Below are 13,852 nucleotides of genomic sequence, written 5' to 3'. Positions count from 1 at the left end.
GGTTAAAGCCCCTCCTCGCCATCAGAGAGAAAATGCCGGGAATGGCTTGAATTTTCTGCGAAGCGTCATCGGCGGGCGGCCGGACGATTTGCCGCAGGCTAATAGGCATAAGGATTGATCTTCTTTGCGTGCGTTTCGGCGATAAGCCTTGAAAGTTTTGCAATTTCCCGCTCTGCTTCAGGGTAATTGAAAATTTCAGGGTGCGTTTCGATGTAACTGGTATCGAATTTCCCCGCCTGGAAATCGGGTTCGTCACAGATCGCAAGATAAAATGGCACCGTGCTTTTGAGCCCGACAATGAGAAACCCCTCGAGGGATCTTTTCAGTCTTTGAATAGTCTGCTCCCAGTTGAATCCGCGAACGGTCATTTTCACCATCAGCGAATCGTATTCCGTGGGAATTTTATATCCCTGATAAACCAGGCCATCAAGTCGCACTCCCGGACCGCCGGCGGACTGATAAACTTCCACCCTTTTTCCCCCTTCCGGCATGAAATTGTTCTTGGGATCTTCAGCATTAATCCGGACCTGAACAGCCTTACCCATTAAATGAATTCTTTCCAGGGGAATACTCAGATGCTCACCTTCGGCAATCCGGATCTGTTCCCGGACGATATCCACGCCGGTCAATTCTTCCGTCACCGTATGCTCAACCTGAAGGCGGGTATTCATCTCCATGAACCAGAATTCATTCGTTCGGGAATCGACAAGAAACTCGACCGTTCCGGCATTGACATATCCCGCGACTCTGGCTGCTTCGATAGCGGCGCCGTACATGGCATTGAGCACGTCAGGGGGAAGATCTGCCGGTGCGATTTCCAGGAGTTTCTGATGACGTCTCTGGATGGAACAGTCCCGCGAGCCCAGGTGAATGACATTACCGTAAGAGTCGGCAAGGATCTGTATTTCCACATGCCGCGGTGCTTCGATGCATTTTTCCACATAGACGTTTTCGTCGCCGAACGCGGAAAGTGCCTCCGCTCTCGCCTGGGGCAGCTGAATCTCGAGGTCGGCCTCGTTGATGACCTTCCTGATCCCACGGCCACCACCCCCTGAAGAAGCCTTCAGCATCACGGGGTAACCATAACGGCGTCCAAAGGCAATAGCTTCCCGAAGTCCGGCATCACCGCGGAATAAATCTTTTGTTCCCGGAATAAAGGGAAGGTTCGCCTTCTCGATTATATCCCGGGCTACGACTTTATTACCCAGATTGCGGATGACATCGGGAGGCGGACCAATAAAAACAATCCCGGCCCGCGCACATTCCGCGGAAAATTCCGGAATTTCCGACAGAAACCCATAGCCGGGATGAATGGCATCCGCACCGCTTTTCCGGGCTGCCCAGATGATCTTATCGATATCCAGATAATCCTTCCGTGGTCCATCACCAATCATGATAGCGTCGTCGGCAAGACGGATATAATACGCTTCGCTGTCCGGCTTTTCATAGATCACGACACTATCCATGGAAAGTTCCTTGACTGTCCGGAGGATTCGCAGAGCAATCTCACCTCTGTTGGCAATCAGAACCTTCTTTATCTTTTTCTTTGTAACAGCCATATTATCTCTTCCTCTCGTACACTCTTCACCTATCTCATCTGTGCGGAATTACCGGAATACCTGCACGTTGAGTTATTTCTGAAATCACTTTCCAAAATTGAAAAAACAACGCGTTCGTGCGACAGGCGGGTTCATATTGCGAGCATGGTTATCCATTGTGGGTCGAATTTTATACTGTGTTTCCTTGGCGTTGTCAATCCAATTATGAAGCATGGCCCGCTTCCCGTTAAAAATGATTTCATGTACATTTTGACTCGGAAAATCAGCCTGCAATATTGTGAGGGATTGACTCTAAGAGCTAAATTTGACTTGACTTTAAAACAGGGAATAAGCTAAAGAGCCGCAGCGGAAACAGCTGTTTCATGATTGATATGGAAAGATACCGAAAGGAGATTTCATGGCAAAATACGAATCCAGGAGTTTGAGAAATGTCACAATCGTAGGACACGGCGGAACCGGAAAAACCACGCTCTGCGAATCCTTTCTTTTTGTCAGTGGTAAGACTGAAAGACCGGGTCGGGTGGACGAAGGCTCCTCCTCTTTTGATTACGAGCCGGAAGAGCAGAGAAAGCATATCTCCATCACCGCCGCCACAGGCTTTGTGGACTGGGAGAAGCACAAAATCAACCTCGTGGACACCCCCGGTGATTCCAATTTTGCCTTTGATACAAGAAGCTGTCTGCGTGTTGCTGACGCCGCAGTCATCCTGGTTGATGCAGTCAGCGGTGTGGAATTTCAGACGCAGAAAGTCTGGGAATATGCCGATCGTTACAAACTTCCCCGTATCATCTTCATAAACCGGATGGACCGGGAACGCGCCGATTTTTCCAAGGCTCTGGAAAGCATCAAAACCCGGATTCAGAAGGTAACACCCATTTTCCTGCCCATCGGCGCCGAAGAATCCTTTAAGGGCGTCGTCGATCTGGTCGCCATGAAGGCCTGTTTTTTCGAAGGCCCCAAGGGTGGATACAAGACTGTCGATATCCCGGCGGACCTGAAGGATGAAGCAGAAAGTCTGCGGGAAACGATGATGGAAGACATCGCCGAGTCTGATGAGAGCCTCATGGAAAAATACCTTGAGGATGGAGAGATCAGTGTGGAAGACATGAAAAACGGTCTTAAGGCAGGCGTCCTTTCCGGATCCATTGTTCCGGTGATATGCGGCTCAGCACTCAAGCATATCGGAATAACCCCGCTGCTGGACGTCATTGTCCGATATCTTCCTTCGCCTGTAGACCGCGGCCATGCTGTCGGCCGGAAACCGGGCACGGAGGATATCGAGGAACGGCTTCCCGATGAAACCGCTCCCTTCTCTGCATACGTCTTCAAGACGATTGCTGATCCATATGCCGGCCGGTTGACTCTTTTCCGTGTCTATTCAGGAACATTAAAATCGGATACCCCTGTCTACAACTCGACACGCAAAACGAGCGAGCGTTTCGGCAACTTGTTCTATCTTGAAGGAAAAAACCAGAAACCTGCCGAACTTCTTATACCCGGCGACATAGCCGCAGTGGCCAAGCTTAAGGAGGCGGTAACGGGTGATACACTCTGCGCGGAAAAATTCCCTGTGATTTATGAAAAAGTTGAGCCGCCACCCGCCGTCATGTCTTTTGCCATTGAGCCGAAGGCCCGGGGTGATGAAGAAAAAATCGTCTCCTCCATTCTGCGCCTCAGTGAAGAGGATCCGACCCTGACCTTTGTTCGCAATGAGGAAACGAAGGAAATGATCCTTTCCGGCATGGGGCAGGTCCATATTGAGGTCAATGTGGAAAAGATGAGGCGGAAGTTCGGTGTGGAAGTCATTTTAAAACAGCCGAAAGTTCCTTATCGGGAAACGATAAAAGGCAAGACTAACGTCCAGGGCCGTTACAAAAAGCAGTCGGGAGGTCGAGGCCAGTTCGGAGACTGCTGGATCGATATCGAGCCCATGCCGCGCGGTGAGGGCTTTTTATTCGAGGATAAAATTGTGGGTGGCGTCATTCCTCAGCAGTACCGTCCCGCCGTGGAAAAAGGCATCGTCGAGGCCATGGCGGATGGTGTGATTGCAGGCTATCCCGTTGTCGATATAAAGGTCTCTCTTGTTGACGGATCCTACCATACCGTGGATTCCTCGGAAATGGCCTTCAAGATCGCCGGGTCCATGGCTTTCAAAAAAGGCATCATGGACTGTCAGCCAATCCTTCTTGAACCGATCGTCAACATCGAAATCGAGATCCCCGACGAATACATGGGGGATGTCATCGGCGATCTGAACAGCAGACGCGGCAAGGTCCTGGGAATGGACAGCAAGGGCCCTCATCAGATCATCAAGGCGCAGGTCCCTCTGGCTGAGATCCTGAAATACGCACCTGATCTAACCTCCATGACAAGCGGCAGGGGTACATTTACTTATTCGCACTCTCATTACGAAGAAGTGCCGGCGCATCTGGCAGAAAAAATTATTGCGGAATCAAAAAAGGAAGAGGCTTGAGATCATGTCGTTTTCTGCAGGGGTTGTCACCGTGAGCGATAAAGGTTCCAGGGGAGAACGTGAGGACCTGAGTGGAAAGGAAGTTGTTCGCATGCTGGAAGAGCTTTCCATCCTCATCAGTGAAACGGCGATTATTCCCGATGAAAAGGATCAAATCCGGCAAACCCTGATTGATCTGGCCGACAATAAGAAACTGGATCTGATTGTTACGACAGGTGGAACGGGCGTCACCCCGAGGGACGTGACGCCCGATGCCACTTTGGAAGTGATTGAGCGGGTTCTTCCAGGAATGGCGGAGGCGATGCGGCAGGAAAGTCTGAAAAAAACACCTCATGCCATGATATCGCGGGCGGTCGCTGGAATTCGGGGACAGACTCTGATCATCAACCTTCCAGGAAGCCCAAGGGGGGTTCGAGAAAATCTGGCCGTTATTCTGCCTGCCTTAAAACACGCCCTGGAAAAAATCAGGGGTGACGAGACGGAATGCGCAACGCCCTGATCCAATTCCGAGCATGCTCGATGTGGGTTCCCGGCCAGTAGATTGCACCGCATCGGGGGCAGGTCATGAAACGGGAATAATTTTCATATACGTAAGGTGGTACGCGATTTACGACATCCTCCCTCAAAATTTCCTGGAGAGGAACGTTGCACCGTAAACAGAGGGTGAAATACCGGTCGGACTGCGGTTTCAGATTCAGCTTCGATAGTAATTCTTCTAATTGTCTTTCAACCCGGTCGCTTTCAACCACGACAAGAATCCCTTGAAATTGTCGCTTCGCCAGCTCCCTTTTTCTCGTCAACACGACCCGGTTTTCCTGCTGTGCTATTCTCAGAAAATTTCGGTCTGCGGTTCCTCTGTAAAAAATCGTATCAAAACCGAGCATGCGCAACCGCACTGCCAGCCGTCCGAGATTGATATCGGTTATGAATTGCATGCAGGTCTCCGTACTTTGTTACGATGAAAGACCGCAGCCTGAGCATATCCTCTCCCCTGATCAGTTCTGCAGCGCCTGGTCATGCTGTCGAGTGTCCTCACGGACGACAGGCGGTTCATTTTCCCGCACATCCCTCTTCAAATCCCGGACCATTCGATTCAGACGGTTGATGGTGCGGTTCAACCGATATCGTTCGATAATACCCATGAAGCCCGTAAAAATCACTCCGATCAGAAAGGCAAATAAAATCAGCATGTAAACAGGCAAGATGACATCCAGTACATCATAATAAACTAGACGCACCTGAAGTGTATTCTGCAGGGAAAAGGTAACGACAAAGAGAATCAGCAGAACGATTATGATTGTGTAAAGGATCTTCATCTCATTCCTCCGGTCGATATTTATCGAAAAGGCACTTGATTTGTTCGCAGCACTTGAGAATGTCATCAGGGATAACGCGTATTCCTCCCACCACACTCATGAAATTGGTGTCGCCGTTCCATCGCGGGACCACGTGAATATGAATGTGATCTTCGATCCCAGCTCCCGCTGCTCTGCCGAGATTGATGCCGATATTGAAACCGTCCGGACACATGGCCTCCTTTAATACCCTTACCGAAATATCCACGAGGTCAAACATTTCCAGTCTCTCCTCCGGAAGCAGAAATTCCAGGCTGCCGAGATGACGATAGGGAATGATCATCAGATGCCCGTTGGTGTATGGATACGCGTTAAGCATGACAAAAGCCGTTTTGCCTTCCAGAAGAACGTATTGATCGTCCCGAACGGATTCCTTGCAGAATACGCATCCTTCAACCTTCTTACCCTTGATATAGGCCATGCGCCACGGAGCATATATTGATTTCATAAATTATTATCCTTGCCGATATCTGACATTAAAAACGATGCGGATTCTACTGTCGCCACCCGCAGGCAGTGTCAAAAGAATCCCTATCCTTGAACAGCCGGACTCTTACTATTACGGTATTCATTGTTCTTTTTCAATTTCAATTTTGATGATTTCCCCTGTGATCCGATCCCCGATCTTCAGAATTCCCAACGTATTTTCCCGAGTGAACCGTTTATCCAATGCCGATCCCGGATTAAAAAAGAGCACCCCCTCTTTCACTCTGTTTACAGGATAATGTGTATGCCCGTAGATGAGACAGTCCACGGGACCAAGAAGATGATATATCTTCTCTTCAAGGTTCTCGGCTGTTCCCCAGCCGTGCATTACTCCCAGATGAAATCCCTGGATGTCAAGAATCAAACGATCCGGAAGACGCTGTCGAACCGAAAGGTTATCCATATTTCCACAAACCGCCCTGACCTGCCTGTCGCCAAATGCATCCAGAACACGGATATCCACAAGATCCCCGGCATGGATAATCATGTCCACATCGTGAAAATACCGGTCGACAATTCTTTTCAGCTTTTCATCGCAGCCGGGCAGATGGGTATCCGAAATCACACCAATCTTCACCTGAGAAGCCCTCTTGTCTCTGTTTAAAATAAGCACAAAATTATATCGGCATCGCTGATCAAAATACAAGAATTTTATGTGAACATGATTTCTGCCTGCCTGATGAAATTCCGAACGCACAATGTGAAAATGAAATCGGATTATGTTTGAATTTGACATATCGGTTATGGCTGTTCTAAATTGGCGCGAATATATTTGCTGGAGTTTGATCATGCTTGAGTCTTCGCTGGATAAAATATCGGAAACCATTCTGAATCTGGATGAGGCTTCCCTCTCTGGCCTCTGGGAAAAATACAAGAACAAGATGGAACACTTCGAAACATCCCGGAACTGGGAAAAGTCCGTCATTATTTTTTTTCTTATCAATGCTGTTCGCGTGAAGAATCAAATCTTCAATGAGCAGCTCATTCGAATGCAGAACAAAGATCCGAAAAAGCCCGGATCTCCAAAAGATAAGCCAAAACTCCGATTGGTCAAATAATGATGGATGCCGAAAGCGCCCGCAAAAATATTGAAGATCTGAAAGCCCGGATCGAATATCATAATCGACGCTATTATCAACTGGATGACCCGGAAATCTCCGATGCGGAATACGACTCCCTGCTCCAGGAACTGATTGCCCTTGAAAAGCAGTTTCCTCAATGGCTGACGGAAGATTCTCCCAGCCGGCGGATCGGCGCCGCCCCCTTGAGCAAGTTTGCCCCGGCTGTTCATCTGTCTCCCATGCTGAGTCTGGCCAATGCCTTTTCTGAAGAAGAAATTCTGGAATTTGACAGGCGTTTAAAGCGCTTTCTGGACAGTTCGGAAAGGCTTTCCTTTGTTGTAGAACCCAAGATTGACGGTGTTGCCGTTAATCTGATTTACAGCAGCGGCGTCTTGACAACAGGTGCAACCCGTGGGGATGGCGCCAAAGGTGAAGATGTCACTCAAAACATTCGCACTCTTCATACAATCCCCCTGAAAATCCAGAACGGCTCTGATGAACGGCTGCCTGAACAGATCGAGATCCGCGGTGAAATCTACATGGAAACGGCGGCTTTTCGAAAGCTCAATGAACGAAGGCTGGCCGCGGGTGAACCCCCTTTCGCCAATCCCAGAAACGCCGCTGCCGGATCTCTGCGACAGCTTGATGCCTCCATTACCGCGAGAAGACCCCTGAAGATGTTCTGTTACGCTGTAGGGATTGTGAGAGGACGGGCCTTCACGTATCACCACGATGTGCTGCATGCCCTCAAGAAATGGGGATTTTCCGTTAATCCATTTATCCGTCAGGTTGAAGGCATTGAGAAGTGCATTGAATTTTACCGCGAGCTTCAGGACCTGAGAAATGAACTGCCTTATGAAATTGACGGGATGGTAATCAAGGTAGACGATCTGTCCCTTCAGACTCGTCTTGGCGCGGTATCCCGCAGTCCGCGCTGGGCGGTGGCCTGCAAGTTCGCCGCGACGCAGGCGACGACAGTGATCAGGGACATTATCGTCAATGTGGGAAGGACTGGTACTTTGACCCCTGTTGCCCTCATGACCCCTGTGAAAGTGGGCGGGGTCACCGTCAGCCGGGCCACACTTCACAATCAGGACGAAATCGACAAGAAGGATATCCGCATTGGAGATACTGTTCTTGTTCAGCGGGCGGGAGATGTCATCCCTGAAGTCGTCAAGGTTATCGTATCAAATCGATCCGGCAGGGAGATACCTTTTAAAATTCCTGATACATGCCCGGAATGCGGCTCGGAGGTCGTCCGCCTCGCCGGAGAGGCTGCCCATCGCTGCATCGGTCTGTCCTGTCCAGCCCAGCTTCGGAGGCATATTCAACATTTTGTATCCCGAGGCGGAATGGATATCGAAGGACTGGGAGACAAACTGGTTTCTCAGTTAGTCAATCAGAAGCTTATTCATGACCCGGCGGATCTCTATTATCTGAGCCATGACGCGCTTCTGAATCTCGAGCGGATGGCGGAAAAATCAGTATCCAATCTTTTGTCCGCCATCGAACTGTCAAAGCACCCCTCACTTGACAAGATCATTTTTGCCCTTGGAATCCGTCATGTGGGGGAGCATATATCCAAAATTCTCGCCCGTCGATTTCGTACTCTGGATGCTCTGATAAACACAACGGAAAACGAACTTCTTGCGATCCGGGATATCGGACCCGAAGTCAGCAGCAGCATTTTAGAATTTTTCCGCAATGCTTCGAATCGGCGCGTGATTGAAAAACTTAAAAAAGCCGGTGTCAGTCCTCTGGAGACAATTTCCCCGCGCTCTGCCCCGCTGACAGGAAAGACCTTCGTCTTTACGGGTGCCCTGAGCAGAATGACCCGGGATGAAGCAAAGCAGATTGTCGAATCACTGGGCGGTCAGGCGGCGGGTACCGTGACTAAAAAAACAGATTATGTGGTGGCCGGCGAGGCCGCGGGCTCCAAACTTCAGAAGGCGCAGAAAGCAGGCATCGCCATTCTGAGCGAGGAAGAATTTCTGAGATTGGCAGGCAAAATATAAGAATCGTTTGAATAATAAAAATGATGAAGCGTGTTCATGTTTACGTGAAAGGAAAGGTTCAGGGAGTATTTTTCCGTGCCCATACACGCAAGGCAGCCTTGCGATTCCACGTCAACGGCTGGGTCAGAAATCTTCCCAATGGTCGGGTAGAGGCTGTTTTTGAAGGAAGATCTCCGGAGGTCAATGCCCTGATTGACTGGTGCCGCCAGGGACCCTCTCATGCCATTGTGGAACATCTGGATGTTTGTGAGGAAACGTATACTGGAGAATTTGACGACTTCCGCATCCTATACGACGAGAGAGCATCATGAGACGGTCATCTCAATGACTGACCCTGCCATGCCATGGGGAATTCAGCCTGATGAAAGGATCACGCCTGAATCTTCACAGTTACAATGATTTCTCATCGATTCTGATATTCTTTCAACGTGTCTGCAAAGCCGGGCATGGCGTTTGTGATTGCAGCGTCATCGACGCAGTATGCGATTCTGAAGTAGCCCGGCCCGCCGAACCCGATTCCCGGCGTGGTGAGAACGCGACGCAGTTGAAGCGCCCGGACATAAGTCACATCATCCGCTATGGGTGAACGCACAAAGAGATAGAAGGTTCCTTCCGGTTTGGCAAAGGAATATCCACAGGCGCTCAATCCTTCACAGAGCAGATCACGCTTCCTCTTGTACTCTTCCACATTGACATGTACCCCCTGAATATGGGATATCACCCTCTGCATCAGGGCGGGGGCATTGATATATCCCAGAATCCGGTTGCAGAAGATCATCCCGCTGAGGACGTCCTGCAGATCGGCAAGTTCCGGATGCAAGGCAAGGTATCCGATGCGCTCCCCCGGTACAGAAAGGCATTTGGAATAGGAAAAAGCAATGATGCTGTTCTTGCAGCACTCCATAATAAAGGGAACCTTGATCCCGTCATAAACGATGTCACTGTATGGCTCATCTGAAACCAGGTAAACTGCTCTGTTATAAAGTCTGCCCTTTTCCTCGATGATGGCTGCAAGTCCCCGGATGGTTTCCTCGTCGTAGACTCTCCCGGTCGGGTTGTTCGGCGAATTGATCAGAACGGCCCTGGTTTTCTCCGTAAAGGCTGAACGAATCGCCTCCAGGTCGAGATTGAAATCCTCCTTTGTTGGAACAAGGCGGCTTATCCCTCCGGCGTTGTCCACGTAGAATTCGTACTCCACAAAATAGGGGGTTGGAATAATCACTTCATCGCCTGGATCCAGAATCGTCTTCATGGTCACATTCAAAGCTCCCGCGGCGCCGCAGGTCATGATAATGTGATCAGCTGTCAGGGGTATGTGAAATTTGGCAGTCAGATAAGCGGCGATCGCTTCCCGGGTTTCAGGATAGCCCGCGTTGGGCATGTAACCATGCTTGCCGGGAATGGACTGGGCGGCAACTTCCAGCAGGGCATCTCCGAACTCCGAGGGAGGCGGAACATTAGGATTGCCCAGCGTGAAATCATACACATTCTCAGGACCGTATTTTTTCTTATAAATCAAACCTTCCTCAAACATTTTTCTGATCCAGGAGGATCGCGTGATCAGTCCATGAATTTTATTTGAAATAGGCATGCCGACTCCCTTTCCGCCTCTTCCCCGGGGCGATTGATCAAGTTGCGGGAAAATATTTTCACTGCTGCCGAGTACTTAACACAGCACCGATAAGTCGTCAATAAGACATTGGAATATTTTACATGAGCCTCCCCTGATTTTCTTGACAAGATGTGACGCATTATTTATATGAAACTTCATGCTTTCAATAACGGCATGGTCTCTTCCATGCGAGGAAGACCGGGCTTTTTGAACAAGACCGCTTTTGGAGTATCTTTTTATGCCGATTTATGAATTTCGATGCAGGCAGTGCAAAAAGGTTTTTGAAGTCCTGTTTTTTTCGATTTCTGAAAAACGAGAAGTTCTCTGTCCCGACTGCAGCTCAGACCAGGTTGAAAAACTTATGTCCGTTTTCGGCGGAACATTCGGCGGCGCCTCCTCGTCGGAATGTTCCTCATGTTCCTCCACCTCCTGCAGCACCTGAGCCCACTGAGTTCTGTGGCAGTGTGCCACAGCCCGGTGTTTTTTCTTCAGCACCGCTTAAGCCTGTTTCCGATATGTCACTCTCCTCTCATCCGATTCCTCATCAGCTGTTTTCATTTATCTTTTGCGTCCCATTCACGGATGTGTTTTCCCAGGGGTGGGGATTCATTTTCTCATTGCCAAAAGATGTTTAATCAATTATAAGGAGGCAGTTTTTTGACAAAATGCATTTCTCAGACGAAAGGAGCTTCACGGGCATGAATATTCTCATTTTCGGACCGAATGGGAGTGGCAAAGGAACACAGGGTGCTATCGTACAGAAGAAATTTAACGTCCCCCATATTGAAACCGGGGTCATTTTCCGAGAAAACATCTCCAAGGGGACGGAGCTGGGAAAAGAGGCCAAGGCCTATATCGACCGGGGAGATCTTGTTCCCGATGGGATCACCATCCCCATGATTCTTAATCGTATCAAACAGGACGACTGCAAGACCGGCTGGCTGCTCGACGGTTTCCCCCGCAATCTGGCACAGGCGGAAGCGATGTGGGACGCCCTGCTGAAGGAAGGAATCAAACTGGACTATGTCGTTGAGATCGTTCTCGATCGGCAGACATCGAAAAACAGGATCATGGGCAGAAGACTCTGTGCCGTGGATAACAATCATCCCAACAACATCTTCATCGACGCCATCAAGCCGGCGGAGAAGGATGGCAAGATGGTATGCCGGGTGTGCGGAAGCGATCAACTGAGCACCCGTGCCGATGATCAGGATGAGGAAGCGATTGGAAAACGTCATGGCATTTACTACGACACCAAGACCGGTACGCTGGCCGCCGTCAATTTTTTCAAGGATCGGGTCAAGGTCATAGAAGTCGATGGTCTGCCCGGTGTAAAGGAAGTTTCTGAGGATCTGCTCAAAAAGCTTTCCTGATCTTCAACTTCTCTCTGACGCAAAAAAAGCCTTCCAGCTCTTCCGGAAGGCTTTTTTATCTGAATTCATTCGAAAGGAAAACAGGAGCAAGAATTTTACAAATCTCCAACAGGATATATCAATGGATCACATACGCAATTTCAGCATCATTGCCCATATCGATCACGGAAAGTCCACACTGGCCGACCGACTGATCCAGTTTACGGGAATATCGGATGAACGAACGTTCAAGGATCAGATGCTGGACAACATGGACATCGAAAGAGAACGGGGAATCACCATCAAAAGTCAGGCAATCACCCTTCCCTACCAGGCGAAAGACGGAAAAACCTACAGCCTGAATCTTATCGATACTCCGGGTCATGTGGATTTTTCCTACGAGGTTTCCCGGGCGCTTGCCTCCTGCGAAGGCGTTCTGCTGCTCATCGATGCGGCCCAGGGCGTTCAGGCGCAGACCGTGGCGAACCTTTATCTCGCCATGGAACACAATCTCGAAATCATCCCGGTGATCAACAAGATCGATTTGCCTTCAGCGGATGTGGAACGGGTCATCGAACAGATTGATGACGAACTCGGTCTCGATTCCGAGGGACATCTGAAGTGCTCTGCAAAGGCAGGTATCGGCATCCAAGATATTCTGGAGGCAATCGTGAAGCGCGTTCCACCCCCCAGGGGCAATCCCGAAGCCCCGCTGGCGGCGCTGATTTTTGACGCTCACTATGATCCCTTCCGGGGAACAATCATCCACTGCCGGATTATGGAAGGCACCGTCAAAAGCGGAGACACCATTCGCTTCATGTCCAATTCGGCAACCTATCGGGTGGAAGAGGTGGGACATTTTCTGCTTCAGCGGGAAAAGAGGAACTGCCTTTCTGCTGGAGAAGTGGGGTATATCATTGCCGGAGTCAAGACCGTTTCGGACGTGCGGACGGGAGATACGATCACCCTCGATGACCGACCCTGTTCACAGCCGCTCCCGGGATTCCGTGAGGTCAAACCCGTAGTTTTCGCCTCGATTTATCCCATTGCCTCCGACGATTATGATGATCTCAAGGCCGCTCTGGAGAAATATCAACTGAATGATGCCTCCTTCATCTATCAGAAGGATTCCTCTGCCGCCCTGGGGCAGGGATTCCGCTGCGGGTTTCTCGGCCTTCTACATCTGGAAGTCGTTCAGGAAAGACTGGAGCGGGAATATGATCAGTCGATTATCCTCTCCGTTCCCAGTGTCCGTTACCGGTTTACCCTGAAGGATGGAAGCGTCGTTTATGTTGACAATCCGGCGCATTATCCGGGTTCCTCTTCCATCGAACTTTCCGAGGAACCTTACATCCGAGCAACGCTGATGCTTCCGGAACGGTATCTCGGGGCTGTGATGAAACTATGCATGGAAAAGCGGGGAGTGAATTCGACTCTGAATTATCCCAGCCCCGGCCGTGTGGAACTTCTTTACGAAATGCCTCTTGCCGAAGTGATCTATGACTTTTATGACCGCTTCAAATCTGTCACTCAAGGCTACGGTTCCTTTGATTACGAGTTGATCGACTATCGGGAAAGTCAACTGGTTCTGCTGGACATCCTGGTCAACGGGGAACGGGTTGACGCCCTCTCCCAGATCGTTCACCGGGATAGGGCCCGTGCGCGCGGCCTCCAGGCCTGCGAACGTCTCAAGGAGGAAATACCGCGACAGATGTTCAAGATCGCTATTCAGGGCGCAATCGGCGGTGAAATCATTTCCCGAACTACGATTACGCCGTTTCGAAAGGACGTAATCGCCAAGTGCTACGGCGGGGATATTTCACGGAAACGAAAGCTACTGGAAAAACAGAAAAAGGGCAAAAAACGAATGAAGATGATCGGGCAGGTCAGCATACCCCAGAGCGCTTTTCTATCCGTATTGAAATCGGATGCGGATTGA

Annotated in this window: 14 protein-coding genes; 8 read left to right on the top strand and 6 right to left on the bottom strand. The window is 49.9% G+C overall.

Annotation, left to right across the window (positions count from 1 at the left end; all coding sequences use genetic code 11):
• Positions 1 to 98: 98 nt before the first annotated feature.
• Entirely contained in the window at positions 99 to 1,559 is a 1,461-nt protein-coding gene (locus SYN_RS07510) for an acetyl-CoA carboxylase biotin carboxylase subunit (protein WP_011417474.1), read from the bottom strand.
• A 397-nt stretch (positions 1,560 to 1,956) separates the two neighbouring features.
• Between SYN_RS07510 and fusA the strand changes: the two genes are divergently transcribed.
• The gene (gene fusA, locus SYN_RS07505) at positions 1,957 to 4,032 is read left to right on the top strand and encodes an elongation factor G (RefSeq protein WP_011417472.1); all 2,076 of its coding nucleotides are present in this window, start codon (positions 1,957 to 1,959) and stop codon (positions 4,030 to 4,032) included.
• 4 nt (positions 4,033 to 4,036) lie between these two features.
• The gene (mog, locus tag SYN_RS07500; protein WP_041584862.1) at positions 4,037 to 4,531 is read left to right on the top strand and encodes a molybdopterin adenylyltransferase; all 495 of its coding nucleotides are present in this window, start codon (positions 4,037 to 4,039) and stop codon (positions 4,529 to 4,531) included.
• Here mog and SYN_RS07495 read toward each other — a convergent pair.
• From SYN_RS07495 to SYN_RS16250, 4 genes are all read right to left on the bottom strand, one after another.
• On the bottom strand, positions 4,497 to 4,967 hold the full coding sequence (locus tag SYN_RS07495; protein ID WP_049749941.1) for a Mut7-C RNAse domain-containing protein: 471 nt from the start codon (positions 4,965 to 4,967) through the stop codon (positions 4,497 to 4,499). The genes mog and SYN_RS07495 overlap by 35 nt on opposite strands.
• Before the next feature lie 60 nt (positions 4,968 to 5,027).
• Entirely contained in the window at positions 5,028 to 5,348 is a 321-nt protein-coding gene (locus SYN_RS07490) for a LapA family protein (protein WP_011417470.1), read from the bottom strand.
• 1 nt (position 5,349) lies between these two features.
• Positions 5,350 to 5,835, bottom strand: a complete 486-nt coding sequence (locus SYN_RS07485) for an HIT family protein (protein WP_011417469.1) — start codon at positions 5,833 to 5,835, stop codon at positions 5,350 to 5,352.
• Between the two features lie 120 nt (positions 5,836 to 5,955).
• Positions 5,956 to 6,450, bottom strand: a complete 495-nt coding sequence (locus tag SYN_RS16250) for a metallophosphoesterase family protein (RefSeq protein WP_041585518.1) — start codon at positions 6,448 to 6,450, stop codon at positions 5,956 to 5,958.
• 211 nt (positions 6,451 to 6,661) lie between these two features.
• On the opposite strand from SYN_RS16250, the gene SYN_RS16245 reads away from it, so the two are divergent.
• From SYN_RS16245 to SYN_RS07465, 3 genes are read left to right on the top strand one after another with little or no spacing between them, the layout of a single operon-like run.
• Complete coding sequence (locus SYN_RS16245; protein WP_049749939.1) at positions 6,662 to 6,931, top strand: hypothetical protein; 270 nt, start codon at positions 6,662 to 6,664, stop codon at positions 6,929 to 6,931.
• 2 nt (positions 6,932 to 6,933) lie between these two features.
• Positions 6,934 to 8,949, top strand: coding sequence for an NAD-dependent DNA ligase LigA (gene ligA / locus SYN_RS07470; protein ID WP_041585516.1), 2,016 nt, complete (start codon positions 6,934 to 6,936; stop codon positions 8,947 to 8,949).
• A 20-nt stretch (positions 8,950 to 8,969) separates the two neighbouring features.
• The gene (locus SYN_RS07465; RefSeq protein ID WP_011417465.1) at positions 8,970 to 9,260 is read left to right on the top strand and encodes an acylphosphatase; all 291 of its coding nucleotides are present in this window, start codon (positions 8,970 to 8,972) and stop codon (positions 9,258 to 9,260) included.
• 92 nt (positions 9,261 to 9,352) lie between these two features.
• On the opposite strand, the gene SYN_RS07460 is transcribed toward SYN_RS07465, so the two are convergent.
• A complete protein-coding gene (locus SYN_RS07460) occupies positions 9,353 to 10,540 on the bottom strand; it encodes a pyridoxal phosphate-dependent aminotransferase (RefSeq protein WP_011417464.1) in 1,188 nt (395 codons plus the stop codon).
• 259 nt (positions 10,541 to 10,799) lie between these two features.
• On the opposite strand from SYN_RS07460, the gene SYN_RS17050 reads away from it, so the two are divergent.
• The 3 genes from SYN_RS17050 to lepA all read left to right on the top strand — a co-directional run bounded on the left by SYN_RS17050 (position 10,800) and on the right by lepA (position 13,852).
• Positions 10,800 to 11,003 (top strand): FmdB family zinc ribbon protein, encoded by a 204-nt coding sequence (locus SYN_RS17050; protein WP_083756524.1) that lies wholly within the window; start codon positions 10,800 to 10,802, stop codon positions 11,001 to 11,003.
• 256 nt (positions 11,004 to 11,259) lie between these two features.
• Positions 11,260 to 11,934 carry an adenylate kinase gene (locus SYN_RS07450; RefSeq protein WP_041584860.1) on the top strand — a complete coding sequence of 225 codons (675 nt, stop codon included), beginning with the start codon at positions 11,260 to 11,262 and terminating at the stop codon, positions 11,932 to 11,934.
• Between the two features lie 121 nt (positions 11,935 to 12,055).
• The gene (lepA, locus tag SYN_RS07445) at positions 12,056 to 13,852 is read left to right on the top strand and encodes a translation elongation factor 4 (protein WP_011417461.1); all 1,797 of its coding nucleotides are present in this window, start codon (positions 12,056 to 12,058) and stop codon (positions 13,850 to 13,852) included.

Origin of the sequence: Syntrophus aciditrophicus SB, from assembly GCF_000013405.1 — a bacterium.
GTDB classification, from domain to species: domain Bacteria; phylum Desulfobacterota; class Syntrophia; order Syntrophales; family Syntrophaceae; genus Syntrophus; species Syntrophus aciditrophicus.
Note: the sequence above shows the minus strand (reverse complement) of the source record. Positions and strands in the feature narration are given on the sequence as shown.